This is a genomic window from Pseudomonas sp. NFACC16-2, from assembly GCF_900119205.1.
Classification (GTDB): Bacteria; Pseudomonadota; Gammaproteobacteria; order Pseudomonadales; family Pseudomonadaceae; genus Aquipseudomonas; species Aquipseudomonas fluorescens_Q.
In genome coordinates, this window is sequence record NZ_FPIX01000001.1 from 434779 (window position 1) to 460905 (window position 26127).

24 protein-coding genes are annotated in these 26127 nt (G+C 62.5%); 8 read left to right on the plus strand and 16 right to left on the minus strand.

Annotated elements, in window-relative coordinates; all coding sequences use genetic code 11:
• Positions 1–159: 159 nt before the first annotated feature.
• The 3 genes from BT116_RS01740 to BT116_RS01750 all read left to right on the plus strand — a co-directional run bounded on the left by BT116_RS01740 (position 160) and on the right by BT116_RS01750 (position 3148).
• Positions 160–960, plus strand: a complete 801-nt coding sequence (locus tag BT116_RS01740; RefSeq protein ID WP_072339481.1) for a DUF6630 family protein — start codon at positions 160–162, stop codon at positions 958–960.
• Between the two features lie 353 nt (positions 961–1313).
• Positions 1314–1961 carry a VOC family protein gene (locus tag BT116_RS01745; protein WP_072339483.1) on the plus strand — a complete coding sequence of 216 codons (648 nt, stop codon included), beginning with the start codon at positions 1314–1316 and terminating at the stop codon, positions 1959–1961.
• A gap of 233 nt (positions 1962–2194) precedes the next feature.
• Positions 2195–3148, plus strand: a complete 954-nt coding sequence (locus tag BT116_RS01750) for an alpha/beta fold hydrolase (protein WP_072339485.1) — start codon at positions 2195–2197, stop codon at positions 3146–3148.
• A gap of 128 nt (positions 3149–3276) precedes the next feature.
• On the opposite strand, the gene BT116_RS01755 is transcribed toward BT116_RS01750, so the two are convergent.
• The 3 genes from BT116_RS01755 to gabT all read right to left on the minus strand — a co-directional run bounded on the left by BT116_RS01755 (position 3277) and on the right by gabT (position 5847).
• Positions 3277–3765, minus strand: a complete 489-nt coding sequence (locus BT116_RS01755) for an Lrp/AsnC family transcriptional regulator (protein WP_003203167.1) — start codon at positions 3763–3765, stop codon at positions 3277–3279.
• Positions 3766–3810: 45 nt separating this feature from the next.
• On the minus strand, positions 3811–4467 hold the full coding sequence (locus BT116_RS01760; protein ID WP_072339487.1) for an HAD family hydrolase: 657 nt from the start codon (positions 4465–4467) through the stop codon (positions 3811–3813).
• An 87-nt stretch (positions 4468–4554) separates the two neighbouring features.
• Positions 4555–5847 (minus strand): 4-aminobutyrate--2-oxoglutarate transaminase, encoded by a 1293-nt coding sequence (gabT, locus tag BT116_RS01765; RefSeq protein WP_072339489.1) that lies wholly within the window; start codon positions 5845–5847, stop codon positions 4555–4557.
• A gap of 287 nt (positions 5848–6134) precedes the next feature.
• Here gabT and BT116_RS01770 point away from each other — a divergent pair, with 287 nt between their 5' ends.
• From BT116_RS01770 to BT116_RS01780, 3 genes are all read left to right on the plus strand, one after another.
• A complete protein-coding gene (locus tag BT116_RS01770) occupies positions 6135–7061 on the plus strand; it encodes a 2-hydroxyacid dehydrogenase (RefSeq protein WP_072339491.1) in 927 nt (308 codons plus the stop codon).
• 225 nt (positions 7062–7286) lie between these two features.
• Entirely contained in the window at positions 7287–8144 is an 858-nt protein-coding gene (locus BT116_RS01775; RefSeq protein ID WP_072339493.1) for a GNAT family N-acetyltransferase, read from the plus strand.
• A 42-nt stretch (positions 8145–8186) separates the two neighbouring features.
• Positions 8187–8894, plus strand: a complete 708-nt coding sequence (locus tag BT116_RS01780) for a cupin domain-containing protein (protein WP_072339495.1) — start codon at positions 8187–8189, stop codon at positions 8892–8894.
• A gap of 144 nt (positions 8895–9038) precedes the next feature.
• Here the strand turns inward: BT116_RS01780 and BT116_RS01785 are convergent, their stop codons facing one another.
• From BT116_RS01785 to BT116_RS01845, 13 genes are all read right to left on the minus strand, one after another.
• Positions 9039–10118: a tartrate dehydrogenase gene (locus BT116_RS01785; RefSeq protein WP_072339497.1), complete on the minus strand. Its 1080-nt coding sequence runs from the start codon at positions 10116–10118 to the stop codon at positions 9039–9041.
• A gap of 40 nt (positions 10119–10158) precedes the next feature.
• Positions 10159–11616: an NAD-dependent succinate-semialdehyde dehydrogenase gene (locus tag BT116_RS01790; protein ID WP_072339501.1), complete on the minus strand. Its 1458-nt coding sequence runs from the start codon at positions 11614–11616 to the stop codon at positions 10159–10161.
• Between the two features lie 166 nt (positions 11617–11782).
• Positions 11783–12940: an acetylornithine deacetylase gene (gene argE / locus BT116_RS01795; RefSeq protein ID WP_072339503.1), complete on the minus strand. Its 1158-nt coding sequence runs from the start codon at positions 12938–12940 to the stop codon at positions 11783–11785.
• Positions 12937–14091 (minus strand): NAD(P)/FAD-dependent oxidoreductase, encoded by a 1155-nt coding sequence (locus tag BT116_RS01800; protein WP_072339505.1) that lies wholly within the window; start codon positions 14089–14091, stop codon positions 12937–12939. Before BT116_RS01800 ends, argE begins: the two co-directional genes overlap by 4 nt.
• A complete protein-coding gene (locus tag BT116_RS01805) occupies positions 14088–15479 on the minus strand; it encodes an FAD/NAD(P)-dependent oxidoreductase (RefSeq protein WP_072339507.1) in 1392 nt (463 codons plus the stop codon). Before BT116_RS01805 ends, BT116_RS01800 begins: the two co-directional genes overlap by 4 nt.
• The gene (locus BT116_RS01810) at positions 15461–15769 is read right to left on the minus strand and encodes a (2Fe-2S)-binding protein (protein ID WP_072339509.1); all 309 of its coding nucleotides are present in this window, start codon (positions 15767–15769) and stop codon (positions 15461–15463) included. Before BT116_RS01810 ends, BT116_RS01805 begins: the two co-directional genes overlap by 19 nt.
• Complete coding sequence (locus BT116_RS01815; RefSeq protein WP_072339511.1) at positions 15766–17610, minus strand: ABC transporter ATP-binding protein; 1845 nt, start codon at positions 17608–17610, stop codon at positions 15766–15768. The genes BT116_RS01810 and BT116_RS01815 overlap by 4 nt, the downstream gene beginning before the upstream one ends.
• A 1-nt stretch (position 17611) precedes the next feature.
• Complete coding sequence (locus tag BT116_RS01820; RefSeq protein WP_063320549.1) at positions 17612–18487, minus strand: ABC transporter permease; 876 nt, start codon at positions 18485–18487, stop codon at positions 17612–17614.
• Entirely contained in the window at positions 18484–19440 is a 957-nt protein-coding gene (locus BT116_RS01825) for an ABC transporter permease (protein ID WP_072339513.1), read from the minus strand. The genes BT116_RS01820 and BT116_RS01825 overlap by 4 nt, the downstream gene beginning before the upstream one ends.
• Before the next feature lie 43 nt (positions 19441–19483).
• Positions 19484–21127: an ABC transporter substrate-binding protein gene (locus BT116_RS01830; RefSeq protein ID WP_072339515.1), complete on the minus strand. Its 1644-nt coding sequence runs from the start codon at positions 21125–21127 to the stop codon at positions 19484–19486.
• 86 nt (positions 21128–21213) lie between these two features.
• On the minus strand, positions 21214–22488 hold the full coding sequence (locus tag BT116_RS01835) for an NAD(P)/FAD-dependent oxidoreductase (RefSeq protein ID WP_072339517.1): 1275 nt from the start codon (positions 22486–22488) through the stop codon (positions 21214–21216).
• A 36-nt stretch (positions 22489–22524) separates the two neighbouring features.
• Positions 22525–23193: a haloacid dehalogenase type II gene (locus tag BT116_RS01840; RefSeq protein WP_072339519.1), complete on the minus strand. Its 669-nt coding sequence runs from the start codon at positions 23191–23193 to the stop codon at positions 22525–22527.
• A 361-nt stretch (positions 23194–23554) separates the two neighbouring features.
• Positions 23555–24439, minus strand: coding sequence for a LysR family transcriptional regulator (locus BT116_RS01845; protein WP_072339520.1), 885 nt, complete (start codon positions 24437–24439; stop codon positions 23555–23557).
• 95 nt (positions 24440–24534) lie between these two features.
• Here BT116_RS01845 and BT116_RS01850 point away from each other — a divergent pair, with 95 nt between their 5' ends.
• Complete coding sequence (locus BT116_RS01850) at positions 24535–25671, plus strand: DSD1 family PLP-dependent enzyme (protein WP_072339522.1); 1137 nt, start codon at positions 24535–24537, stop codon at positions 25669–25671.
• On the plus strand, positions 25661–26065 hold the full coding sequence (locus BT116_RS01855) for a RidA family protein (protein WP_072339524.1): 405 nt from the start codon (positions 25661–25663) through the stop codon (positions 26063–26065). Before BT116_RS01850 ends, BT116_RS01855 begins: the two co-directional genes overlap by 11 nt.
• The last annotated feature ends 62 nt before the right edge of the window (positions 26066–26127 follow it).

Sequence of the window (26127 nt, forward strand, 5' to 3'; positions counted from 1 at the left end):
GCAAGGTAAGCATAGACCCAAACACGCGCCCGCCAGTTGACGCAGTCCACATTCCGCCCCTTAGCAACCTCCAGGCCTTGGTGTACGATCAGCGCGATCCGGATATCGGCCAGCGTACGCCGCACTTCCCTTTCGCCCTTCTCCCTGTGACCAGTCCACATGAATCCGATCGACCCACTGTCGTTTCAACGCATCATTACCGCCCATGGCAACTGCGAAGGCGCGGCGTATTTCGACGCTGAGGAAAGCCTCGCCCATGAGGTGTTTGCTGACCGTATCGTTTTCCAGACCAACTACCTGGATTACCGCAGCTATGAGGTCGATCTCGCCGAGGGCAGCGTACGCGTGCGCAAGACACGGCTGGATAACTACCTGCGCGGCCATAAGGCCCAGGTGATCGATGACGACATGGACGACGAGGACTGGACCGAACTGGGCAGTCTGTGGCAGCGCTTGAGCCACGACCTGGACACCCAGGGACACGGGCCGCAGCCCGATTTGGCCGATACCCTGGCCGATCTGTTTGATTGCCTGTTCGACGAGGCGCGCGCGCAGGCGCTCATTCAGAACATCCCGGCGCCTACCGGGCAGTGGGATTGGGCTTGGACGCAAATCGAGTCAGCACTCACCGAGACCCATCAGTTGGCCGGGTTCGAATGGAAGGAGTGGTCGTCCTACGGGATCGATGCCGTCAATGCCCTCGCTCCGCTGCGACAGTTGGGCATTGAAATCCCTGCGCCTGAGCGCAAAGCCATCGATGCCATCAACCGCGCCAACGATTGGGAGCGTGCGCTCCTGCAGTACTTCAACGCCCAGCTGGAAGCCCATGACTTGAAGCTGTTAGCCATCGGTACGCACTTCGATGAATACCAGGCCTTCGCCTGCCTGCCCATGAACGGCCTGGGCCTGATCAATGCCTTGGAGATCATGGGCAGGCTGGGCATCGTCTACAAATATTAAGCGACTGGCGCCACATATGTTCGGTCCGCTTTTACGAGCCCATAAAGGGCAGCCCCTCCTTTGAGCCTCGAAGTGACGACATGACAAACTGTGATCAATGCGGGTCCCTCCTCCCTTACGACACCGCTGCTTGCCCGCGATGCGCCGGGGAAATTCGGCACAGGGTAGAGGCACACGGGCCAAAGTCCCAGCCGTCGAAAGGGCAGAAAATCCTGAAATGGGTGCTGATCGGCATAGGGGTCGCCGTGCTGGCAGCAGTGGCGGCGGTCATGTGGATCTTGCACTCGCTGGGGCCGATGCCTTCTTTTGGTTGATGACAACAGACAGTTCCCAACCCACGGATGGATGAACACATGAAAACCACCCTTGATCACCTCGTCATCGTGGCAACAGACCTCGATACCGGCTGCGCGTTCGTGACTGACGCGCTGGGCGTCGACCTTCAGCCGGGTGGCGTCCACTCACGCATGGGCACCCATAACAGGCTGCTGCACCTTGGCCCCGGGGTCTACCTCGAAGTGATTGCCGTGGACCCGTCCGCCCCACGTCCGGAGCGGGCACGCTGGTTCGGCCTCGATCAATTGGCCCCCGATTCGCCGACACGCCTGGCGACCTGGGTGGCACGCACCGATGATATCCATACGGCTCGTGATGCCTGCCCTGGCCTTGTCGGAGATGTCGAACCCATGACGAGAGGAGCATTGAACTGGCAAATAACCATACCGGCTAATGGCAGCCTTCCCATGGCTGGATCAGTCCCCACCCTCATTCAATGGGCGCCTGGGCCTCATCCTGCGGACATGCTCCAGGACAAGGGGTGCGCTTTATTGGCGCTGGAGATCTTCCATACGGATCCGGAAAAAGCCAGCGCGATCCTGACGGCCATGAACTTTTCTGGCCCGGTTCATCTTCATGCACGGCAAGCGTCTTTAGCTCCCTACCTGGTGGCGCATATTCAAACGCCAAATGGCCTGAAGACACTGCCGCTTTCATCCGTGTGAATCTGTACAGAGCAGCCAATTGTGGCGAGGGGATTTATCCCCTCGCCACAAGGTCACCATAACCCGCGCCGACCATTCACACGCAACCGAAGCGAAACGCAGTTATCCGATTTTCCCATAGTTGCTATCGATACCGGCGCCGTTCTCGTCCTCGGCCTCTCTCTCTAATCTGCCCACCAACGCGATCGACGACGATCGCCGCAGATCAAACCGACCTTATGGAGAGAGAAACGATGAACACATTCAACCGCACCCTCGCTATCGCCACCCTGGCATTGGCCACCCTCAGCGCCGAAGCCGCGTCACCTGTCCAGGCCGCTGCCAGCGCGTCTGCTGTCGGCAGCGTGGTTCAGTCCGCCAGTTACATCACCACCCAGGATGGCGTCCAGCTGTATTACAAGGACTGGGGCCCGCGCGATGGTCAGGTCGTGACCTTCAGCCACGGCTGGCCACTGGACTCCGACAGCTGGGAAGGCCAGATGATGTTCCTCGCCTCGAAGGGTTATCGCGTGGTGGCTCATGACCGTCGCGGCCACGGTCGCTCCAGCCAGCCTTGGGAAGGCAACGACATGGATCACTATGCCGATGACTTGGCGGCGGTGATTGAAGCGCTGGACCTGAAGGACGTCACCCTGGTGGGCTTCTCGACAGGGGGCGGTGAAGTGGCTCGCTACATCGGCCGTCACGGCACCGCTCGAGTGAAGAAGGCCGTGCTGGTGTCCTCTGTCCCGCCGTTGATGCTCAAGACCGACACCAACCCCGGTGGCTTGCCTATCGAAGTGTTCGATGGCCTGCGCAAGGCATCCCTGGAGAACCGCTCGCAGCTGTACCTGGACATTGCCTCGGGCCCGTTCTACGGCTACAACCGCAAGGGCGCCAAGCCATCCCAGGGGTTGATCCAGTCGTTCTGGGTGCAAGGCATGCAGGGTGGCAGCAAGAATACCTATGACTCGATCGCGGCATTCTCGGCTACCGACTTTCGCGGCGATTTGAAGAAATTCGATGTGCCGACGCTGGTGATCCATGGCGATGACGACCAGATCGTGCCTATCGACGCTTCAGGCCGGGCCTCGGCGGCACTGATCAAGGGCGCTCGACTGATCGTCTACCCTGGCGCGCCGCACGGCTTGACCGAGACGCACAAGGATCGTCTCAATCAGGATCTGCTGACCTTCCTCAAGGAATAAAAGCCCAGATCCCTTGTGGGAGCGAGCTTGCTCGCGATGGCGGTGGATCAGCTTGCCTCAATGCTGAATCTGCCGACGCCCTCGCGAGCAAGCTCGCTCCCGCAGTTGTTTCAGGATGGTTTCCGAACTCAATGCCGCAACAACTTACGCAATGGAATCTCATCCTTGCGCACCGGTGACTTGATGACGATGTAGCTGAAGTACTTGGAGATGCCGATGTTCTTGTCCAGCAGGCTTTCCATCACGTCCTGATAGTCCTGGATGCTGCGGGTCATGAAGCGCACCAGGTAGTCGTAGCCGCCGCTGATGAGGTGGCATTCGAGTACTTCATCCACCAGGCGGATGTTGGATTCGAACTTGGCGAAGTCCTCGCGCTTGTGGTCGCTCAGGGTGACCTCGGTGAAGACCGTCACCGAGTCGGTAATCTTGGCCAGGTTCAGGTGGGCCTTGTAGCTGGAAATGTACCCCAACGACTCCAGTCGCTTGACCCGCTGCAGGCACGGGCTGGCGGACAAGCCCACGGCATCGGCCAGGCTGACGTTGGTCATGCGGCCATCTTTTTGAAGCTCTACCAAAATGCTGATGTCGATCCGGTCCAGTTTCGCTAAACCTTCCATCGCATACCTCTTGCCTGCCGTTTGTAAGACAATCTTCTAACAAAATCAGCGTCGTAAGGACAGCTGATGCTGAGCGACCAGATCAGCCATGCTGTTGATGCAGTAGTCCGCCGCACAGGGCGCGGGCGACCTATCGGCGTTGCGGCAGATCAGGCAGACAGCCCCAACCGACCGTGGACGGGCGCCAGGACGGGTCACCTGAAGAATCGTCTCGGCGCTCAGGCCATTGGCCGCCAGCCAATCGTGATCCTGCAACGGGTCGCTCGCCAGCGAAATAAAATCATCAGGCTCGATGCCCAGGCGCTCGCACAACACGCCCCGGTCCTCGGCATCGCGATCCCCTTGCACCAACAACCGATAGAACTTGCGCAGGTAGAGCATCGCACCTGGTGCATCCTCGAACAGCGTCCAACCGGCAGCCGAGCGGGCGAAGCTCATGCCCTCCTCCCAACTGATTTTGAGCTTCCAGCGCTCGGCCAATTGACGGTGGGCGAAACACAGCAAGCCGCTGAAGCCCAATTCACCGAAACGCGGGTACAAGGCTTGCAGTACTTCGTCAAAATCGGCGAGCACCTGTGTTTTGTCCAATGGCTCGCCATGGTTTTCCAGCAACGGTTGCAACGCCGTCCAGACGCCGGAGTCCCGATCCACCAAGACCTCATCGCAGTCGATCAACAACGCCCGATATTCAGTCAGCCTCATCTGTAAAGCCTCCGATGATGTCCCATCGATCAACGCTCCATTAACCGCCACTGACGCTTGCCCCGGCAAACGTCATGAACGCAGGCATCAGCCCAGGACGCGTGCCAAGGCACCGTCGAGAATCTGCAACGCTTCGTCGATCTGCGCTTCGCTGGTCACCAGCGGCGCCAGGAAGCGCAAGACGTTGCGGTACACCCCGCACTTGATCACCAGCAAACCATCGGCCCGGGCTTCGTCGATCAGGCGTTGGTTCAGGTCGGCATCCGGGGTGCGCGCCTCGTCATGCTTGATCAGTTCGATCGCCAGCATGAAGCCGCTGCCGCGCACGTCGCCGATCTGCGGGTAACGCGTTTGCAGATGCAGCAGGCCCTGGCGCAAGCGCTCACCCAGGACTTCACCACGGGCCAGCAGCTGTTCTTGCTCGTACGCCTCGATCACCGCCAGCGCCGCCGCGCACGACAGCGCATTACCGCCGTACGTACCGCCCAGGCCACCCGGCAGTGGAGCGTCCATGATCTCGGCCTTGCCGACCACACCCGACAGCGGCAAGCCACCGGCGAGGCTCTTGGCGACCGTGACCAGGTCCGGCTGGATACCGGCGTGCTGGAAACCGAACCATTTACCGGTACGACCGAAACCGGTCTGGATTTCATCGAGAATCAACACAATGCCATGCTTTTGCGTCAATGCGCGCAGGCCCTGCAAAAACTCGGCGGGGGCCGACAGGAAACCGCCATCGCCCTGCACCGGCTCGATGATGATGGCCGCGACCCGCTCAGGTGCCACTTGGGTGGCTAACAGCTCGTCCAGCGCCTGGAGCGCCATGGCGCTGGTGACGCCGCGATAGGCATTCGGATAGGGCGTGTGGAAGACCTCCGGGGCGAACGGGCCGAAGTTCTGTTTGTACGGCTGGCTCATGCCGGTCAGCGTGGTGCCGAGCAAGGTCCGGCCATGGAACCCGCCGCGAAAGGCAATCACGGCCGAGCGGTTGGTGTGGGCCCGGGCGATCTTCACCGCATTTTCCACCGCTTCGGCACCCGAGGTGAAAAATGCCGCTTTATAGGCGTGCTGGCCGCCGATCATTTCGCACAGGCGCTGGGCCAGGTCCAGGTAGGGCTTGTAGGCCACGACCTGGAAGCAGGCATGGGAGATTTTCTGCAACTGGGCCTGCACGGCCGCGACGACCTTGGGGTGATTGTGGCCGATGTTCAACACACCGATGCCGCCGACGAAGTCCAGGTAGCGCTTGCCATCCACGTCCCATAATTCCGAGCCCTGGGCCCGATCGATCACCAACGGGTGCGCGGTGACCAGGCCACGTGGCACGAATTGATCACGCTGACGGAGCAAACTTGGGGTTTCTTCGACTTTACTGTTCATTGGCATTTCCCATCGTGAGCCTCGCACCCAGGAAGCGGCTGCGGTGTGTTCACAGGTTAAGCGTTCGACGCGATTGTCTAAGCCGAACTTGGTCGTTGAGAAATTCGGATCGACTGTTTACACCCCGGCAAACAGCAGAATCCTCCAGAGGCATTCCAGCCCCATGGAATCTGCCGCAAGAGGCACCTTGCAACGCAGTGCGATGCTGCTACGCCGGCCCTTTCGACAGATCCTGCTCCAGCGTTGAGGCATGCTAGGGGCTCCTTGATTCAGGCGAGAAGTGACCCATGGCCCTGCTCTATAAAGCTGACCCGGTACGCGGCGAACACTGGCGGCGCCTATTCGCCGAACACGCGCCGGACATCGAATGGCGTGCCTGGCCAGACATCGGCGACCCGCGGGATATCCAGTACCTGGCGGCCTGGCAGGCGCCGGACGACGTCGAAACGCTGTTGCCGAATCTGCAGGTGCTGTTTGCCTTGTCGGCCGGCGTGGATCAACTTGACCTGAGCCGGTTGCCTACGATGCTGCCGGTGGTGCGCTTGCTCGACCCGGGCATCAGCCAGGGCATGTGCGAGTACGCCAGTTTCGCCGTGCTCAGCCTGCACCGGGACATGTTGCGCTATCGTCAGCAACAGGCCGAACGGTGCTGGCAAGCGCACCGGCTGGTACCCGCCGGGCAACGCCGGGTGGGCGTCATGGGCCTGGGTTTGCAGGCACGGCAGATACTCGCCAGCTTGAAGACCTTTGGTTTTGCCTTATCGGGCTGGGCCCGCAGCGAGCATGACATCGAGGGCGTCGCCTGCTTTGCTGGCGATGAGCAATTGCCGGCCTTTCTCGGTCAATGCGACATTGTGCTGTGCGTCCTGCCGTTGACCGAGCAGACCCGAGGGATCCTCAACCGCCAGCTGTTCCAACACCTGCCCAAGGGCGCAGCGTTGGTCAACATGGGCCGAGGTGGGCACCTGGTGGAAGCGGACCTGCTTGAAGCCCTTGCCGACGGCCAACTCAGCGCCGCGGTGCTGGACGTGCTGGAGCAGGAGCCGGCACCGATGGATCACCCCTTCTGGCACCATCCACAGATACTGTTGACGCCGCACATCGCGGCGATGACTCAGCCTGAAAGTGCCTTTGGCGTGTTGTTGGAGAACATCCGCCGGCATCAACGGGGCAAATCGATGCTGGGCCTGGTTGATCGTGAGCGTAACTATTGAGCCCTCGATGACCTCTGGTTTCGATCTGAACAGCGAAAAAACGACCCGGTATTTACTGCTGGCCAAGCGTCTGATTTGAGCAAGAAATGTGGCCGGCAGAGCCGTTGCTTACGGAAGATACCGAATCGATTTGCCGCCCTTGCCAGGCCCGATGGCAGGTGAGATACAAAGACTTTCAGCGCATACATCCATCCGATTTCGCCCCTTATTCTATGGTGATCTGCCATGTCCATTTCGCAACGCCCTACTTACTTCTATCGCGCCATGACCGCCGCCGACGTGCCTGCGGCCCATGCCTTGTCCGTGCAGTTGAAGTGGCCCCATCGCCTGGAAGACTGGGCGATGTTGCAACGTGTTGCCCAGGGTTTTGTCGTGGAAGACCAGGGCCGTTTGATTGGCACGGCGTTCACCTGCGCCCAGGGGGATTACGCCACGATCGGCCTGGTGATTGTCGACGATGAATATCAAGGCCAGGGAATCGGTCGCAAACTGATGGAACTGGCAATCGAAGCTTGCGGCTCGCGAACCGCCATCCTCAATGCGACGCTGGCCGGTGCCCCGCTGTATGCCAGCCAGGGGTTCGTGGATTTTGGGCATATCCAGCAGCATCAAGGGCAAGCGCTGGTGCCGGCCCCGCAAGAACTGGCCGCCGACGAACGCTGCCGCGTGCTGGACGAAGCCGATCACGCCGAGTTGATCAAACTGGCCAATGCCGGGAGCGGGCTGGAACGAACCGCCGTACTCAATGACCTGTTCGGTGTCGTTGAACATTGCGTGGGTATCGAACAGGACGGTCACCTGTGCGCTTTCGCCCTGCTGCGTCCCTTTGGCCGTGGTCGCTGCATTGGCCCGGTCATCGCCCAGACCCTGGAACAGGCTCAGCACTTGATCGCCGTGCTGCTGGCGCAAGTGCCGGGGGCATTCGTTCGCATCGACATTCCCTCAAACAGCGGTCTGGCCCCTTGGCTGGAAGAGGCCGGGCTCAAGCAGGTCGACACCGTCGCCCAAATGGCACGGGGCACGCCTCCGCAGGCTAGCGGTGCGGTTCGGCAATTTGCGCCGGTGACCCAAGCCATTGGCTGAAAACCCACACTCCCCTCAACGCTTCCCTGGAGAATCATCTTCATGCTCGAACCCACTGCAGTGCTGTTGGCACACGCCGATGGCCGTCTTGCCTCAACCCCGTTCACCCCGGGTTCACTGGGCGCCAGGGATCCGTTCGACCGACTCATCGCCTATGCCGGGGAGGATGGCATGACTGCCGGCGTCGTCCGGGCGAGCGGGCTGTTCAGCGTCGATGGATACCCCTTCAGTGAGACGCTCGTGGTGCATGCCGGCGCAGTAACGCTGCGCAGCCAAGGGCAGACGCTGCAGCTCAAGCCAGGTGAAAGCGCGGTGATCGGTCGGGGGACGGCGCTTGAAGTCGAGGCGCAACCCGGCTCGCTTTGGGCCTTCTGTGCCGACACCCAGCGCATCGAAGCGCACCTTCCCGGACTGACGGCACTCCCCGCCCACACCCTGCTCTCGCCTTCCGCAGCCCCGGATGACGAGATCCTGCTCAGCCCGCCACCGCAATGTCGCTCGCACAATCTGTTTGTCGAAGAAGCGAGCAACCTGCGCATCGGTATCTGGGACTCGACGCCCTACACCCGCAAGTCACGACCGCACAAACTGCATGAACTGATGCACCTGCTCGAAGGCAGCGTCACCTTACAGGCAGCCGACGGCAGCGACTTGACGGTCAACACCGGCGATACCGTATTCGTCCCGCTGAATGCCCCGTGTGCCTGGAAAAGCAGCGTTTATGTGCGCAAGGTGTACGTCGTCAAGTAATCCGGTGTACGGCAGCACTGGCGCTATCGCGAGCAAGCTCGCTCCCACAAGGGATTGGTGGCGGGTGTGAAGTGGGTGGTCGATCTGGAATAAAAAAAGCCCGCAGTGTGAGCGGGCAAAAGGTGTCACCGGTTGGATCAAGCCTCAGAGCGCGGCGGCGATGGCCTGGCCAACAGCCTGGGTCGAGCCTTGTCCACCCAGGTCGGGGGTGATGGGGCCTTCGGCGATCACCTGTTCGATGGCCTTGAGAATCCCATCATGGGCCGCGCGGTAGCGTTCATCGCCGTTACCCAGGAAGTCGAGCATCAAGGCGCCGGACCAGATCATCGCGATCGGGTTGGCGATGTTCCGCCCATAGATATCGGGGGCCGAGCCATGCACCGGTTCAAACAGCGACGGGTAGCGGCGTTCCGGATCAAGGTTGGCCGACGGTGCAATGCCGATAGTGCCGGCGCAGGCCGGGCCCAGGTCGGAAAGGATGTCGCCGAACAGATTCGACGCCACCACCACATCAAACCGGTCGGGCTGCAAAACGAAGCGAGCGCAGAGGATGTCGATGTGTTGCTTGTCCCACTGCACATCCGGATACCGCTCGGCCATCAACGCCGTGCGCTCGTCCCAATACGGCATGCTGATGGAAATGCCGTTGGACTTGGTTGCCGCTGTCAACCGTTTGCGCGGTCGGGTCTGGGCCAGGTCGAAAGCGAACTTGAGGATCCGGTCGACCCCGCGCCGGGTGAACACCGATTCCTGCAGCACGAACTCATGCTCGGTGCCCTCGAACATCTTGCCGCCGACGGAAGAGTATTCGCCCTCGGTGTTTTCACGAATCACCACGAAGTCGATGTCCCCCGCCTTGCGCCCGGCCAGGGGGCACGGCACGCCCGGAAACAGCCGCACCGGGCGGATGTTCACGTACTGGTCGAAGTCGCGGCGGAACTTGAGCAGCGAGCCCCACAGGGAAACATGATCCGGCACCTTGTCCGGCCAGCCCACGGCGCCGAAGTAGATGGCGTCGAAGTCCTTGAGTTGTTCGAACCAGTCGGCGGGCATCATCTGCCCGTGTTCCAAGTAGTAATCGCAATGGGCCCAATCGAGCACTTCGATGTCCAGCGACAACTGCCACTTTTTCGCGGCTTGCTCTAGTACCCGCAGCCCTTCAGGCAGGACTTCCTTGCCGATGCCATCGCCGGCAATGGCAGCGATTCGAAATGGTTTGCTCATCAATCGTGGCTCCCTGGTGTCTGTTCAAATGACGGTCGCATCACAACCCACCGATGTGGAAGGCTTTGACTTCAAGGTATTCGTCCAGGCCGTACTTGCTGCCTTCGCGCCCCAGGCCCGACTGCTTGATGCCGCCGAAGGGCGCGACTTCCATGGAAATGATCCCGGTGTTGAGCCCGACCATGCCGAACTCCAGCGCCTCGCCGAAACGCCATGAGCGGCGCAGGTCCTGGGTGAAGTAATAAGCGCCCAGGCCATACGGCGTGGCATTGGCCAGGGCCAGGGCCTGCTCTTCTGTAGTAAAGCGCATCAGCGGAGCCACCGGGCCGAAGGTTTCTTCGTTGGCCAGCAACATCCCGGCGTGGGCCTCGCCCAGTACCGTTGGCTGGACGAACTGACTGTCGCCCTCGGGAACGCCACCACAGAGCAGGCGCGCGCCCTGGCTCAACGCGTCGTCGATGTGCCGGGCAACTTTGTTCACCGCAGCGAGGTTGATCAGCGGACCGATCATCACGCCAGCCTCCAGCCCATTGCCGACCTTGAGCTTGCCCACCTCCTCCACCAGCCGCGCGGCGAAGCGTTCGTAGATACCGTCCTGCACCAGGATGCGGTTGGCGCAGACGCAGGTCTGGCCGGCGTTGCGAAACTTGCTAAGCATGATGCCGGCGACGGCTTGCTCAAGGTCCGCATCGTCAAACACGATGAACGGTGCGTTACCGCCCAGCTCCAGGCTCAAGCGCTTGATGTGCTCGGCGCTCTGGCGCATCAACAAACGCCCGACGGCGGTCGAACCAGTAAAGGAAATCTTGCGCACCGTCGGGTTGCCGGTCAGTTCTTCGCCGATACCGGCGGGCATACCTGTCACGACATTGAACACCCCGGCCGGAATCCCGACCCGCTCGGCCAGCACCGCCAGGGCCAGGGCCGACAAAGGAGTCAGGTCCGAGGGTTTGACGATGACCGGGCACCCCGCCGCCAAGGCCGGTGCGCACTTGCGAGTGATCATCGCATTGGGAAAATTCCATGGGGTGATCGCGGCACAGACCCCCACCGGCTGCTTGAGCGTGAGCAGGCGTCGGTCGCCGCTGGGCGCCGGGATGGTCTCGCCATAGACCCGCCGGGCCTCTTCGGCAAACCATTTGGCGAAACCGGCCCCATAGCGGATTTCGCCTTTGGCTTCGCTCAACGGCTTGCCCTGCTCACACGTCATGATCAGCGCGAGGTCGTCGAGGTTGTCCATCATGGCCTGATACCAGCGCTCCAACAGCGCTGCCCGCTCCGCCGCCGGACGCGCGCGCCACGCTGGCCAGGCGCGCTCGGCGGCCTCGATGGCACGCCGGGTTTCCACGCCTTGCATCGCGGGTACACGAGCCAGCGACTGGCCGGTGGCCGGGTCAATGACGTCAAGGGTGGCGGCGTTGTCGGCACCGATCCACTGACCGTCGACGTAAGCGAGTTCTGCCAACAGGCTGGGGTCTTTCAATCGATTCTTGAGCATGGTCGCGTCCTGTTCCGAGGTAGCTCCAGTCTAGGGAGATGCCGCGGGGCAGGATGCTGAAAGCGGGGATTGGGCAGTGTTGGATGCTGAAATTTCGAGGTGGGACGGCAGGCTCTACCGAGGTGTCAGCGTCACCACTGAACCTCGCATTTGTTTTGTGTAGGGCTTAGATTTTCAACGACCCCAACAACCCTTCCAGAAACCGCTCCCCCGCGTCCATCTGGCTGATTTCGATGAACTCGTCAGGCTTGTGCGCCTGTTCGATGGAGCCTGGGCCGCAGACCACCACGGGGACATCCAGACGCTGCTTGAACAGGCCGCCCTCGGTGCCGAAGGAGACCTTGGCGGTGCCGGTGTCCGGGGTGGCGAAATTTTTCAGGAAGCGCACGGCTTCGACGCTCGGATGGGTGTCGAGGCCCGGATAGACGTTCAGGGTTTCGATCTCGATGTCCGCGACGCTGGAGAGTTTTTTCGCCTCGCGCACGATCATCTCGGCGCGCTCACGCAGTTGCTCCAGGAACAGGTCCAGATCATCGGCCGGCAAATTGCGCACTTCGAAATCCAGGGTGCACAGGTTTGGCACGATGTTCAGTGCCTTGCCGCCGACAATCTGCCCGACATGCACGGTGCTGTAGGGCACGTCGTAATCCGTGTCCTGGGCGCCTTGCTCCTGCAATTGCTGCTGGCTCTGGCGCAACGCCGCGATGAAATCGCAGGCCACGTGAATCGCATTGACCGAGCGCGGTGCCAACGATGAGTGCGCTTCCAGGCCGCGACAGTAGGTGCGATAGGAACCCTTGCCCTTATGGCCGAGCACGAATTGCATGTTGGTCGGCTCGCCGATCACGCACAGAAACGGGCGCACCGGCGCCAGGTGCAGCACGTCGAGCAAGCGCCGCACCCCCACGCAACCGATCTCTTCGTCGTGGGAAAGCGCCAGTTGCAATGGCCGGTTCAACGAATGGTCGGCGGCATCGAGCATGGCGTCGATGGCCAGCGCAATGAAACCTTTCATGTCACAACTGCCGCGCCCGTAGACCCGCCCATCGCGCACGGTCGCCTGGAACGCCGGAACGGTCCAGGCCTGCCCCGCCGCCGGCACCACGTCGGTGTGGCCGGACAGCAGGACCCCGGGCAAGTCACGCGGGCCAGTGCTGGCGAACAGGTTGGCCTTCTTGCCGCTCTCATCCTTGACGATCAGCGACTCGATGCCCTTGCTCAGCAACAGCTCGCGCACGTACTCGATCAGGGCCAGGTTCGATTCTGAAGAGACCGTTTCAAACGCCAGCAGGCGTTCGAAAATGGCTAACACGCGGGGTTTCATGAGGCCTTGCTCCGTTGCTCGGCGAAAAGGGCGAACCGGCGGATGGAGAACGGCTCGATGAAGGTTCGAGTGCTGCCGGTGCTGATCAGTTCAGCCATGACATCGCCAACGCCCGGACCGAGCTGGAAGCCATGGCCGCTGAAGCCGAACGCATAGTACAAGCCATCGACGTTGCCGCTGGGCCCCATCACCGGCAGGGAATCGGACAGGTAGCCTTCGATGCCGCTCCACACGCGGATGATGTTGAGATGGCCGACACCCGGCAGCAGCCGACGCATCTGCTCCAGTTGGTTGAGGATGCTGCGCGGCTCGACATAGGCCCGGCGGTTGAGCATGTCCGGTTTACTGCGATAGCCGCCGCCGATGATGATATTGCCCCGGGGAATCTGGCGGAAATAGATCACTTCTTCAGGAATCTTGGTGTACACCCCGATCACCGTCGGCAAGGCGTAAGGCACCGGCTCGGTGACGGCCATCTGCGGGCCGTTGGTTTCCAGCGGCACTGGCTCGCCGAATTGCGCCGAGAGCTTCTGGCCCCAAGCGCCTGCGGTAATCAACAGTTGCGCGGCGCTGAACTGGCGACCATCGGTGGTGCTGATACCGAACCCCTCACCGACCTTCTGCACCTCGGCCACTTCGCAGCGCTCCTCGATGCGTGCCCCGAGCCGCCGCGCCGCCCGGGCGAACGCCGGGGCAGCCAGGCGCGGGTTGGCGTGACCGTCGTGGGGCGCATAGGAGCCGCCCTTGACGTCCTTGCCAAGAAACGGAAAACGCGCGTGCAGCTCGCTGCCGCGATAGATCTGCAAGTCCAGTTGCGCCGCTTCCGGTGCCGCTGCGTAAGCCTCGAGCTCAGGGATCTCATCCTCGCGATAACACACGCGCATGTGCCCGCTGGCGATGAATTCCAGGTCGTCGTCGATCAGCTCCGGCAGGCGTTTCCACAGCGCCCAGGAGCGGTTCGCCAGTTCCAGTTGCCCAAGGAAACGTCCCTGGCGCCGGACGTTGCCGAAGTTGACGCCGCTGGCGTACTGGCCGATCTGGTCACGCTCCAGCAGGATCACCGACTGCCCCCGCTGGCGCAGGAAAAACGCTGCCGCCGAGCCCATCAGGCCGCCGCCGACAATCACCACATCGGCTTTATTCAGCGTCATGGCGTCACCTCCCGAGTGAGCATCGAAAGGGGTTTCACGGGTGCCTGGCCGCGCTGGCGACCCACCTCCTGCACCTGGACACCCGCTGCTGCTGCAATGACTTCGGCCCCGGCCTGGGAGCAATAACGTCCCTGGCAGCGGCCCATGCCAACCCGGCTGAACGCCTTGGCCCGATTGACTTCACAGGCACCTTTTTCGCTGACCGTGCGGCGCAGTTCGCCGGCGCTGATCATCTCGCAGCGGCAAATGATGGCGTCGTCCGACAAGGCCTTCGCTTGTGCCGCCGGCCAGGGAAACGCCTGGGCCAGGCCTAGGCGAAACGCGTCCATCACCTTGAGCGCCTGGCGCTGTTCGGCGACGAGTGCGGCGTCCACCGGCTGCTGCAGATCGCCCAACAATGCCAGGGCGACCAGGCGTCCAGCGTGCTCGGCGGCATCGGCGCCACGGATCTTCGAACCATCACCGGCGGCGTAGACACCGCTGACCGAGGTCCGCCCCTCTTCGTCGGTGTCCAGCAGCCATTGGCTGGAGGCCTCGTCAAAGCGCAGGCGGCAGCCCGCCAGGTCAGCCAGTTGGGTTTCCGGGCGCAAGTGATAACCCAGCGCCACCGCGTCGCATGCCACCGTCAAGGTTTCCCCACTCGCGGTACGGACCCGCACGCCGCTGACGCCGCTGCTCGCCTCTCCCAGGATTTGCAGCGGCGAAATGCCCAGGTGCACGGCAATCTTCGCCCGATACAACTGCGCCAACAATTTCATGCCGGTGAACAGCAAGCCCGGGCGCGCCATGAGCTTGGGCAAGGCTTTGATGCGCTGGCCCAGCGGCGATGTGTCCAGCACCGCTGCGACATTGGCGCCGGCCTTGAGGTATTGGCTGGCGACCAGATACAGCAATGGCCCGCTGCCCATGAACACCACCCGATGACCGATGGAAACCGCTTGGGCCTTCAAGGCAATCTGCGCGCCGCCGAGGCTGTAGGTGCCGCCCAACTGCCAGCCCTCGACGGGCATCAAGCGGTCGGTGGCGCCGGTGCAGAGGATCAGCGCGTCGTAATCCACCGTCGTGTGCTGGCCCTGGCTGACGCAGCACAATTGCCCGGGGGTCAGGTTCCACACCAGGGTGTCCGGACGGTAGTCGATCTGCGGACGCAAGCGGTCGAAGCTTTCGTGCAGGTCACGGGCCTTGTCCGCCTCGGTGCCGTACAGCGTGGCGTAGTTGCGGGTGAACCCTTCGGGCTGGCGCCGATAGATCTGCCCGCCATCGCGACGGTTTTCGTCGAGCAGGATCGGCTTGAAGCCCGCTGCGACCAGGGTCTGGGCACAACGGATGCCGGCCGGCCCGGCGCCGACGATGACAACTCGATGCGTGTTCAGCCGCGCAGTGGCCATATCGCCTCCGGTTGTTGAGTCATGATGTCCAGCCCTTCGCGTACTTCATTGGAGCAGGCCCGCAGGCGTTCGCCGCTGCGGGTCCAGACCCAGCAATCCTGGCAGGCGCCCATCAGGCAGAAACCGGCACGGCTGCCCGGATCGAATTCCGACTGGCGCAACGCCGGGCCGTGGGTCAGCAAGGCGACCATCAAGGTGTCGCCCTGCAACGCCTCGACCGGGACGCCATCCACTTTCAATTTGACGACAGGCCGGCCCTGTTCGGCCAACCTCACGAAACGCGCGTTCATGCGTAGGCTCCCACGATCATGCTGTTTGAATCCTGTTGGCGCTTGAGCAGCTCGGCGCTGTCGTGATGACAGAGCACCTCGCTGCCGCCATCGATGGTCCGCCGGGGCGGCGCGGTGTGATTGCACAGGCCGTCGACCCGCACCGGGCAGCGATTGAGGAAGGTGCACAGGTCTGGCACCTCGGCGCGCGCGCCCAACACCGGCAGCGTGCCGCAGGTGGTGGCGCCACAACTTTCCAGCCAACCCTGACGCATCTCCGGTACCGAATGGATCAGCAGGTCGGTGTAGGGATGGAACGGCGCCTGGGCGAACGATTGTCGGGTGCCCGCCTGGACCTTGTGGCCGCTGTACATCACCACGATGTCGTCGCACAGCGCCCGCACCGTGGAAATGTCGTGGCTGATGAACAGGTAGGAAACCCCCAGTTGCTGGCGCAGGTCGCGCAGCAGTTCAAGGATCGCCGCGCCGACCACGGTGTCGAGGGCCGAGGTCACTTCATCGCACAGGATCAGATCCGGCTTGGCCGCCAGCGCCCGGGCCAGGTTGACCCGCTGTTTCTGCCCGCCGGAGAGTTCGCTCGGGCGGCGCTCGGCCATGTCCCGTGGCAGACGCACCAGGTCGAGCAATTCGCCGATACGCTCACGCAGCGCAGCACCCTTGAGGCCGAAATACATCTTCAACGGCCGACTCAGGATGGTGCTGATGCTGTGCATCGGGTTGAGCGCGGTGTCGGCATTCTGGAACACCATTTGAATACGCCGGAACTGTTCGTCCGTGCGTTCGGACAAGCTGCCACCCAGTGGCTGACCGTCAAACGTCAGCCCGCCCAGGGCCGGGGTCAACAGCCCGGCCACCACCCGCGCCAAGGTCGATTTGCCCGAGCCTGACTCACCGATCACACCGATGGCCTGGCCCCTGCGCACCGTCAGGTCGATGTCTTCGAGCACCCGGATCGCCGGCATGCCCTGCTGGTTCTTGTTGCCGTAGCCTGCGGTCAGGCCCTGGATGGTCAGCAGCGGCGTGTCTTCGGCCACGCCGCAGGGTGGGCGAATCGTCGTGTCTGGCCGTGCCGCCGCCAGCAGACTGCGGGTGTAGGCGTGAGCCGGGCCCTTGAGCAGCGGCGCCGTGGCACTCTGTTCGAAGATCTGCCCGCCGTTGAGCACCACGATCTGATCGGCCATCTGCGCCACGACGGCCAGGTCGTGGGACACATAGACCGCCGTCGCGCCACGTTCGCGCACGACCCGCTTGAAGGCGCGCAGCACGTCGATCTGGGTCGTCACATCGAGGGCCGTGGTCGGCTCATCGAGTACCACCAGCAGCGGATCGCTGATCAGCGCCATGGCCGCCATCACCCGCTGCAGTTGCCCGCCGGACACTTGATGGGGATAGCGCTGGCCGATGCGCTCGGGATCCGGCAGCGCCAGGTCGCGGAACAGTTCGATGGCCTTGGCTTCGAGCACGGCACGGCTGCCCAGGCCATGGATCACCGCGCCTTCCACCACCTGGTCGATGAGTTTCTTGGCCGGGTTGAACGCCGCCGCGGCGCTTTGGGCGATGTACGACACCCGATTGCCGCGCAGGCCTTGCAGCTCGCGCTCACTCAAGGCGAGCATGTCGTGTTCGCCAATCTGCACCACGCCGCCGGCCAGGCGACAACCGCGCCGGGCATAACCGAGCAGCGCCAGGGCGATGGTGGTCTTGCCCGAACCGGACTCGCCGATCAGCGCCAGCACTTCACCTTTTTCCAGGGAAAAACTCACGCCCTTGACGATCTCCACTTCGCTGCGCTCGCCACAGGCGACTACACGCAGGTTCTCGACTCGGATCAATTGGCTCATATCAATGGCCTCCCGTACGTCGGTTGCGCCGCGAAGACAAGCGGTCGATAAACAGATTGACGCCGATGGTCAGGGTGCCGATGGCCAGGGCTGGAATCACGATGGCCGGCGCACCCTGGTTGAGGCCGCCGATGTTTTCCCGCACCAGCGAGCCCAGGTCGGCATCCGGCGGTTGCACGCCCAGGCCGAGGAAGCTCATACCGCTAAGCAGCAGGACGATGAAGCCGAAACGCAGGCCCAGGTCGGTCAGCACCGGGTTGAGCATGTTCGGCAGGATTTCCACACAGGCGATGTACAGCCGGCGTTCGCCACGGGTGCGGGCCACTTGCACGTATTCCAGGGCCTCGATGTTCACCGCCATGCTGCGGGCGATACGAAACGCCCCCGGCATGAAACTGAGCACCGCCGTGCAGATCAGCAGCGTCACCGACGAACCGAACGCCGAGACCATGATCAGCGCCAGCATCTTGCTCGGGATTGAAATGAAAGCGTCCATCAGGCGGCTGATCAGCTCGTCCAGCCACTTCGGCGAAACCACCGACAACAGCGCGCAACTGGTGCCCAGCCCACTGGCCAGCACCGCCGCCACCAACGCCAGGCCCACCGTGAAGCGCGCGCCCACGAGAATGCGGCTGAGCATGTCGCGGCCCAGATAGTCGGTGCCCAGCGGATAAGTGGCGCTGAGGTTGTCGAAGACATTGTCGGAGACCACTTCCCCCACCGGGTGCGGCGCCAGCCATGGCCCGAAGATAGCCACCAGCAACCAGATCACACACATCGCGGCGCCGATCAGGCCGAGCCAGGGCGTTTTGCGCGACACCTTGACCAACGCCGGTTCGGGCGCCGCAGGCGGGGATTTCACAATGAGATTGTTCATTGGTTTCTCAGCCTCGGATTGGACAGGATCGCGCACAGGTCAGCCACCAGCACCAACGCCAGGTACGCCGTACAAAACAGCATGGTGCAGGCCTGGACCAACGCCATGTCGCGGTTGGTCACGGCATCGACCATCAAGCTGGCGATGCCGGGATAGTTGAAAATCGTCTCGACGATCACCACCCCACCCAACAGGTAGGACAGGCTCAGGGCGATGGCATTGGCGATCGGCCCGATGGCATTGGGCAAGGCATGGCGCAGCACCACCCGCACCGGACTCACGCCTTTGAGACGGGCCATTTCCACGTAGGGGCTGTCGAGTTGATCGATCACCGCCGCCCGGGTCATGCGCGCCATCTGCGCAACGATGACGCAGCACAGGGTCATCACCGGCAAGGCGTAGGTACGCATGAATTGCAGAGGCGAAGTGACCTCGCTGGAATAGGACAGCGCCGAAAGCCAACCCAGGTTCACCGCGAAAATCAGCACTGCAAGGGTGGCGACCAGGAACTCCGGCACCGCCACCATCGTCAGGGTGAAGAAGCTCAGGAAGCCGTCGATGCGTCCCCCTCGCCCCATCGCCGAGCCGATGCCCAGGATCAACGCCACGGGCACCGACACCAGCGCCGTGGCCGCCGCCAGCATCAGGGTGTTGGGCACCCGGCCAGCCATCAACTCGCTGACCGGCGTGGCGTTGGAGATCGACACGCCCATGTCACCGCTGAGCAGGCTCATCAACCAGTGCAGGTAGCGCAACACACCCGGTTGGTCCAGGCCCATCTTCACCCGCAGCGCCGCCACTTGCTCAGGCGTGGCGAACTGTCCAAGGGACTGTTGCGCCGCGTCTCCCGGCAACACCGCCGTAATGGCGAACACCACCATCGATACGATCAACAGGGTCACGACCGCAGCGCCCAGGCGCCGGCCGATCAACCAAAGTGTGTTGCTATTCATCGCCCTACCCCTTGTGCCAGGTCACGCCGCAAGACAACACGCATCAAGCGTCAAGCCAGACTTGCTCAGCGAACATATAGCCCATGAAACCGCCCAGCGGGTTGGTGCCATAACCTTTGACGCGTTGGTCGACGCCATCGATGTTGCTGATAAACACCGGGATGCCGATGCCGCTGTGGTCATGCACCAGGGTCTGCATGTCGGCATACATCTGCCCGCGCTTGGCCTCATCGGTTTCACCGCGAGCCTGGATCAGCAACTGGTCGAACTGCGGGTTTTTCCAGCCGGATTCGTTCCACGGCGCCGTCGACTGGAAGAACTGCGAGAACAACATGTCGGCGTTAGGCCGCGGGTTGATATTGCCAAAGCTCAGCGGGTGCTTGGCCCAGTGGTTGGACCAGTAGCCGTCGCTCGGCAGGCGATTGACGTTGAGCTTGAGCCCGGCCTCCTTGGCCGATTGCTGCAGCAGCACAGCAACGTCGACCGAACCGGTGGCGGCTGGCGAGCACATCACCGGCATGCTGATGCTTTCCATGCCGGCCTTCTTCAGCAGGAAACGAGCCTTCTCCGGATCGTAGGTCCGTTGCGGCAGGTCGGCGTTGTAGAAGCGTGCGCCGGGGGCGATCGGATGGTCGTTACCGACCCTGGCGAACCCACGGAAGATCGCCGACTTGACCTGTTCGCGGTCCAGCAGCAGTTTCATCGCCTCGGTGAACTCCGGGCTCTGGCCGGGCATCTGGTCCTGGCGAATGATCAGGTCGGTGTAGTTACCCGACGGCGAATCCACTACGCGATGGGTGGTGCTGTCCTTGATGCGCGTGGTCGAGCGCGGGTTGACCTCGTTGATGATCTGCACGTCGCCCGACAGCAACGCGTTGACCCGTGACGGCTCGTCACCGATGCCGATGAATTCGATTTCGTCCAGGTACGGCAGGCCAGGTTTCCAGTAATTGGTATTGCGCGCACCGATGGAACGCACCCCAGGCTTGAACTCCTTGACCTTGAATGGACCGGTGCCGATGCCCTGGTTGAAGTCGCTGGTGCCCTCAGGGACGATCAACAGGTGGGAAATGGCAAGGATCGATGGCAGCTCGGCATTCGGGCCGCTCAGGCGTATCTGCACTTCATGGGTGCCGGTGGCCTTGACCTCGGCAAACTGCTCGGCCAGCGGCAAGACCTTGGAACCGGTGATCGGGTCCTTGTGGCGCATCAGGGAAAACACCACGTCGGCGGCGGTGAGGCCCTTGCCGTTGTGGAAGGTCACTTCCTTGCGCAGGGTAATCACCCAGAGCGTGGCATCGGTGGTGTCCATGCGTTCGGCCAGTTCCAGTTGCGGCACCATGTGGCTGTCGAAACGCGTCAGGCCGTTGTAGAACATGTAATGGCGCACGTAGTCCGTGGACGATGAGCCTTTGGCCGGGTCCAGGGTATCGGCGGTGGAACTGGAGATACCGGCGACCCGGATACGCCCGCCGGGCTTGCCTTTGCCGGGGCTCGCCTGTTCATCGGCAAGCAGCTTGCCGGCGGCACCGAACAGGCTGCCGGCACCCGCCGCGGCCACACCGGCCAGCCCCAGCATTTGCAAGGCATGCCGGCGTGACATGCCACGATTGAGCCCTTCGAAAACACGCAGACTTTCTGTACCGGTGATCAACTGGTCTTTGATGCCGTTTTTAGTGTCACTCATGTCAGTTCTACCTTTCGGAAAATGATAGGGCTCGATGACGTTGCGTTAACGCAACGTGGTTGAAACGCCAAACAACGCGGTGAAACTCAGTGCAGGTAGTCCTGCAAGCGGTAATACGCGCCGACCAGCGGCAAAAACCAAGGCTTGCCGAAGTGCCCGGGAATGGCCGGCCAATCCAGTTCGCGCCAAGGGTTGGCCTCGACCTTGCCGGCCATGACCTCGGCCATGACCTGGCCCATGTGCACCGACATCTGCACACCGTGGCCGCTGTAGCCCATGGAGTGATAAACCCCGCCATGCTGGCCGGCCCGGGGCAGGCGATCGGAGGTCATGTCCACCAGGCCGCCCCAGCAATAGTCGATCCGGGTGTTCGACAATTGCGGGAACATCTGCACCATGGCGGCCTGCAACACCTTGCCGCTCTTGGCATCGGAAACACTGTCGGACATGGCGAACCGCGCACGGCCGCCAAACAGCAAGCGGTTGTCCGGGGTCAGGCGAAAGTAGTTGCCGATCATGCGGCTGGTGACATAGGAGCGGCGTGCCGGCAGCAAGCTGTCGATCAACGCCTGGGGCAATACCTCGGTGGCGATCACGAAACTGCCCACCGGCACGATTCGCCGCCGATACCAGCCCAGGCCACCCTGCTGACAGGTACCGGTCGCCAGCAGGATTTGCGAGGCCTGCAGCGCCCCTTTGCTGGTGTTGACTCGATAGCCGCCGGCACTGGCCTTCCAGTCCTGCACCGCTACGCCCTGGAAGATCAACGCACCGTGACGGGCGGCCGCTTCGGCCAGGCCGACGCCGAAACGCCCGACATGCATCTGCACACCATTGCGCTGCAACAAGCCGCCATGAAACTGCGCCGAATTGACTTCCGCCCGCGTCTCCTGGGCCGAAAGCAACTCGACCTCGGCATCGACTTCCTTGCGGATCAATTCACAGGTGCGCGCCAACCCTTCGTAATGCATCGGCTTGGCAGCCAGCTTGAGCTTGCCGTTGCGCTTGAGGTCGCAAGCAATCTGCTCTTGCTCCACCAGCGTCACGACGCTGTGCACGGCGTTTTCATAGGCTTGGTAATACGCCCGGGCCTTGTCGGCGCCGAGGCTGGCGGTGAGCGCCGCGTAATCCTGGGCCACGCCGGTACTGCAATGCCCACCGTTGCGCCCCGACGCCTCGCCAATCACCCTGCCCGCTTCCAGCACCGCCACGCTGGCCCCCTTCAAGGCCAGGGCCCGCGCCGCCGCCAGGCCGGTGAAGCCGCCACCGACGATGGCGACATCGACCTGCCCGGGCAATCCGCCGAGCTGAGCACCGGTGAACGCCGGTGCGGTGTCGAGCCAATAGGACTCACTGCCCATGTCTAACCCCTTTCGCCTTCAAGCGTGCGTCGAGACTCAGAGCCCGACCAGGGCGGGCAACCCGCCGATGTCCGAGATCTGTTGGTAGCCAAAGGCAGCGTTGGCCGGTTGTTCATGTCCGCGGGCGACGAAGGCCTTGTGCTTGATCTTCATGTCGTGGGCCGACATCAGGTCGTAGCGGAAGCTCGACGACACATGCAGGACGTCTTCCGGTCCGCAGCCGAGGTTATCGAGCATGAACTCGAAGGCGGCCAGGCGCGGCTTGTAGGCTTGGGCCTGTTGGGCGGTGAAGACTTTGTAAAAAGGCGCGCCGAGCTTGTCGACGTTGGACATGATCTGCTCGTCCATCGCGTTGGAAAAAATCACCAGGGGGATCTTGCCGGCGATTTTCGACAGGCCCGCCGGTACATCGGCGTGGGGGCCCCAGGTTGGCACGGCGTCGTAATAGAGTTGGCCTTCGCCACGATATTCGACGCCCCAACGCTTGCAGACCCGCATCAGGGAGGTCTTGATGATTTCATCATAGGGCCGCCAGTCACCCATCACCTGGTCCAGGCGATAAGCGGAGAAATCCTTGACGAACTGGTCCATCTGCCCGGCATCGACACGATCGGCGAACAGCTCGCGGGTCATGGTGCCCATCTGGAAATTGGTCAACGTGCCGTAGCAGTCGAAGGTGATGTACTTGGGTCGAAGAAAGCTCATGAGTGCGGTCCTGGATGGTTGTTGAAGGCTCGACGAGGCGAACGATGGCGCCTTTCGTGAGGCATCGGTGCAACGCTGCATCACGTTTTCATTACAACACCATGAGACCGTGGATAAATCGTTAAAAATACCGGCCGCTTGGTACAAACCACCGTTTTGCGGGGCTCGCTCAGCAGACTTTGCGGGATGCTCCAGGCGTGGGCGTCGCGCCCGTGTTTCTTTGGGTTTGCGGGCAGTTATGGTGCGCCAGACGGCTCTGCAAAGGGTTGTTTCCGGCAGAATATGCGCTTGGCGCAGCAGCTTCAGCACCCCTGGTGAATGGGCTCGCGATGGCGGTGGGTCGGTAGCAACAGTGTCCGATTCAGACCTTCAGTTCGGCCTCCAGGAAACTCACCAACGCCTGCACCCGTGCACTGCGCAGTTTGCGCGAGGGCACCAGCAGGTTGATTGGGGCGCTGTCGAATTGCCAATCGGCGAGCACCCGTACCAGGCGACCGTCGGCGATGGCTTTGTTGACGTCCCATTGCGAACGCAGCACCAGCCCCAGGCCCTGTTCGGCCCAGCGTCGAGCCACGCTGCCGTCGTTGCTCAACAAGGCAGGCTTGATCCGCAGGGTCTTGCGCCCGTGCGCGTTGCGCAGGTGCCACAGGGTGACATCTTCATCGTTTTCACGAATGCAGATACAACGATGCTCGGCGAGTTGCTCCGGCGCTAACGGTGTGCCGTTCTGCTCCAGGTAAGCGGGGCTCGCGCACAGCCAACGGTCATTTTGCGTAAGGGGCCGGGCGACCCACTGGCTGTCGCTCAGGTGACCGATGTGAATCACCGCATCGCTGTCATGACGGTCAGGCCAGGGCGTTTCCCGGAGATCCAGATGCAGGCATAGCTGCGGGTGCAACCTGGCAAAACGGGCCAGCAGCGGCGCGAGGCGTTGGCGCCCATAGCCGAACGGTGCCGCCAGCCTCAGGGTGCCGGCCAGTTGATCGTCTTGCTGCCTGAACGATTCGGGAAGCGCCTCCAGCTGTTCCAGCAACAGCGCACTCTGGCGCGAGAAACGCTCGCCGTCGGCGGTCAGGCTCAGCCGCCGGGCGTCGCGATTGGCCAAGGTCAGGCCCAGGAACGTCTCCAGTTTGCGCAAGCGCATGGACAGCGCCGGTGGCGAGACATTGAGGGCCCTGGCAGCGGCGCTCAACGATTCGCAGCGTGCCAGCGTCACGGCCATACGCAGGTCTTCGAGGCTGATCATTCAGTTCAACTTAATGATTGATGACAGCGCATTGAACCACGGCTTTACGATGACTGAGTAGAGTCGAACCTGTCTTTCACCCGCGAGCCTCGTCCATGCCAGTCTCAATTGCTTCCCTCGATACCCCGGTCGCGCTCATCGATATGCCGCGAATGCAGCGCAATATCCAGCGCATGCAACAACGCATGGATGCCTTGGGCGTGCGTTTGCGCCCGCACATCAAGACCAGCAAATGCCTGCCGGTGGTCCGGGCGCAGCTTGCAGCAGGCGCCAACGCCATCACCGTGTCGACCCTTAAGGAAGCCGAACATTGCTTCGCCGACGGCATCCGCGACATCTTTTATGCCGTATCCATGGCACCTGGCAAACTGGCCCAGGCCCTGACGCTGCGGCGCAAGGGCTGTCGATTGAGCATCCTGACCGACAGCCTGGCGGCGACGCAGGCCATCGTCGATTTTGGCAGGCAGCACGACGAGCGTTTCGAGGTCTGGATCGAGATCGATTGCGATGGCCATCGTTCCGGCGTGCGCGCTGAAGACGATGCACTCGTCGACATCGCACGGCGACTCAGCGAAGGCGGCATGCAGCTCTGCGGCGTCATGACCCACGCCGGGTCCAGCTACGAGCTCGATACACTCCAAGCGCTGCAAGCCTTGGCCGAACAAGAACGCCACCTCTGCGTCAGCGCCGCCCAGCGCATCCGCGCAGCCGGGCTGGCCTGCCCCGAGGTCAGCATCGGCTCCACCCCCACGGCACTTTCGGCGCAAAGCCTGGAGGGCGTCACTGAAGTGCGCGCTGGCGTCTATGTGTTCTTCGACCTGGTGATGCACAACATCGGTGTTTGCCAGGCGGATGAGCTGGCCCTGAGCGTACTGACCACCGTGATCGGCCATCAGCCGGACAAAGGCTGGATCATCACCGATGCCGGTTGGATGGCCATGAGTCGTGATCGGGGTACCCAGCGCCAGCAGCGGGATTTCGGGTATGGGCAAGTGTGCAGCGAAGCCGGCGACTGGATCGAGGGCGCCCTGCTCTGCAGCGCCAACCAGGAGCACGGTATCGTCACCCTTTCCACTCCCGGGGACATCGATATCACCGAGCGGTTTTCCATCGGCAGTCGCCTGCGCATCCTGCCCAACCACGCCTGCGCCACCGGTGCGCAATTCCCTGACTACCGCGCCTGCGATGCCTCGGGCGCGGTGCACACCTGGAGTCGTCTGCATGGCTGGTGAAATCGAGTTGATTCACACGACCCAGGCGGCCGCAGCGGGCGGACATTACACCCAGGCGGTCTTGCACCAGGGCGTCTTGTACGTGTCCGGGCAACTGCCGGTACGCGCCGATGGCAGCCACAGCGTCGACCAACCGTTCGAAGTGCAAGCCGCCATCGCCCTGGACAACCTGATGGCGATTCTCTGCGCGGCAGGCCGCAGCCCCAATGACCTGCTGAAGGTGACGGTCTATGTCGCCGGCATCGAACACTGGCCGGCTTTCGACCGGATCTACGCCCACTATCTCGGCGAACACCGGCCCGCGCGTGCAGTAGTGCCCGTCCCGGCCTTGCACCATGGGTACCTGATCGAAATCGAAGCGCTGGCACGTGTGCACGCCTTCCCGACGGCCTAGATGAACCTGTGGCGAGGGAGGCTGGCCAGGTCTTGTATTGCTATTGAACCGCGGTCGAGGAT

Excerpts from the sequence above, each read along its gene's own strand:
- BT116_RS01770 (WP_072339491.1), top strand. The coding sequence starts at position 6,135 with ATGGCCCTGCTCTATAAAGCTGACCCGGTACGCGGCGAACACTGGCGG.
- BT116_RS01840 (WP_072339519.1), bottom strand. The coding sequence starts at position 23,193 with ATGAGCTTTCTTCGACCCAAGTACATCACCTTCGACTGCTACGGCACG.
- BT116_RS01835 (WP_072339517.1), bottom strand. The coding sequence starts at position 22,488 with ATGGGCAGTGAGTCCTATTGGCTCGACACCGCACCGGCGTTCACCGGT.
- BT116_RS01760 (WP_072339487.1), bottom strand. The coding sequence starts at position 4,467 with ATGAGGCTGACTGAATATCGGGCGTTGTTGATCGACTGCGATGAGGTC.
- gabT (WP_072339489.1), bottom strand. The coding sequence starts at position 5,847 with ATGAACAGTAAAGTCGAAGAAACCCCAAGTTTGCTCCGTCAGCGTGAT.
- BT116_RS01780 (WP_072339495.1), top strand. The coding sequence starts at position 8,187 with ATGCTCGAACCCACTGCAGTGCTGTTGGCACACGCCGATGGCCGTCTT.
- BT116_RS01740 (WP_072339481.1), top strand. The coding sequence starts at position 160 with ATGAATCCGATCGACCCACTGTCGTTTCAACGCATCATTACCGCCCAT.
- BT116_RS01790 (WP_072339501.1), bottom strand. The coding sequence starts at position 11,616 with ATGCTCAAGAATCGATTGAAAGACCCCAGCCTGTTGGCAGAACTCGCT.
- BT116_RS01850 (WP_072339522.1), top strand. The coding sequence starts at position 24,535 with ATGCCAGTCTCAATTGCTTCCCTCGATACCCCGGTCGCGCTCATCGAT.
- BT116_RS01815 (WP_072339511.1), bottom strand. The coding sequence starts at position 17,610 with ATGAGCCAATTGATCCGAGTCGAGAACCTGCGTGTAGTCGCCTGTGGC.
- BT116_RS01805 (WP_072339507.1), bottom strand. The coding sequence starts at position 15,479 with ATGGCCACTGCGCGGCTGAACACGCATCGAGTTGTCATCGTCGGCGCC.
- BT116_RS01830 (WP_072339515.1), bottom strand. The coding sequence starts at position 21,127 with ATGAGTGACACTAAAAACGGCATCAAAGACCAGTTGATCACCGGTACA.
- BT116_RS01825 (WP_072339513.1), bottom strand. The coding sequence starts at position 19,440 with ATGAATAGCAACACACTTTGGTTGATCGGCCGGCGCCTGGGCGCTGCG.
- BT116_RS01775 (WP_072339493.1), top strand. The coding sequence starts at position 7,287 with ATGTCCATTTCGCAACGCCCTACTTACTTCTATCGCGCCATGACCGCC.
- BT116_RS01855 (WP_072339524.1), top strand. The coding sequence starts at position 25,661 with ATGGCTGGTGAAATCGAGTTGATTCACACGACCCAGGCGGCCGCAGCG.
- BT116_RS01785 (WP_072339497.1), bottom strand. The coding sequence starts at position 10,118 with ATGAGCAAACCATTTCGAATCGCTGCCATTGCCGGCGATGGCATCGGC.
- BT116_RS01755 (WP_003203167.1), bottom strand. The coding sequence starts at position 3,765 with ATGGAAGGTTTAGCGAAACTGGACCGGATCGACATCAGCATTTTGGTA.
- BT116_RS01750 (WP_072339485.1), top strand. The coding sequence starts at position 2,195 with ATGAACACATTCAACCGCACCCTCGCTATCGCCACCCTGGCATTGGCC.
- BT116_RS01745 (WP_072339483.1), top strand. The coding sequence starts at position 1,314 with ATGAAAACCACCCTTGATCACCTCGTCATCGTGGCAACAGACCTCGAT.
- BT116_RS01820 (WP_063320549.1), bottom strand. The coding sequence starts at position 18,487 with ATGAACAATCTCATTGTGAAATCCCCGCCTGCGGCGCCCGAACCGGCG.
- BT116_RS01810 (WP_072339509.1), bottom strand. The coding sequence starts at position 15,769 with ATGAACGCGCGTTTCGTGAGGTTGGCCGAACAGGGCCGGCCTGTCGTC.
- BT116_RS01845 (WP_072339520.1), bottom strand. The coding sequence starts at position 24,439 with ATGATCAGCCTCGAAGACCTGCGTATGGCCGTGACGCTGGCACGCTGC.
- argE (WP_072339503.1), bottom strand. The coding sequence starts at position 12,940 with ATGAAACCCCGCGTGTTAGCCATTTTCGAACGCCTGCTGGCGTTTGAA.
- BT116_RS01800 (WP_072339505.1), bottom strand. The coding sequence starts at position 14,091 with ATGACGCTGAATAAAGCCGATGTGGTGATTGTCGGCGGCGGCCTGATG.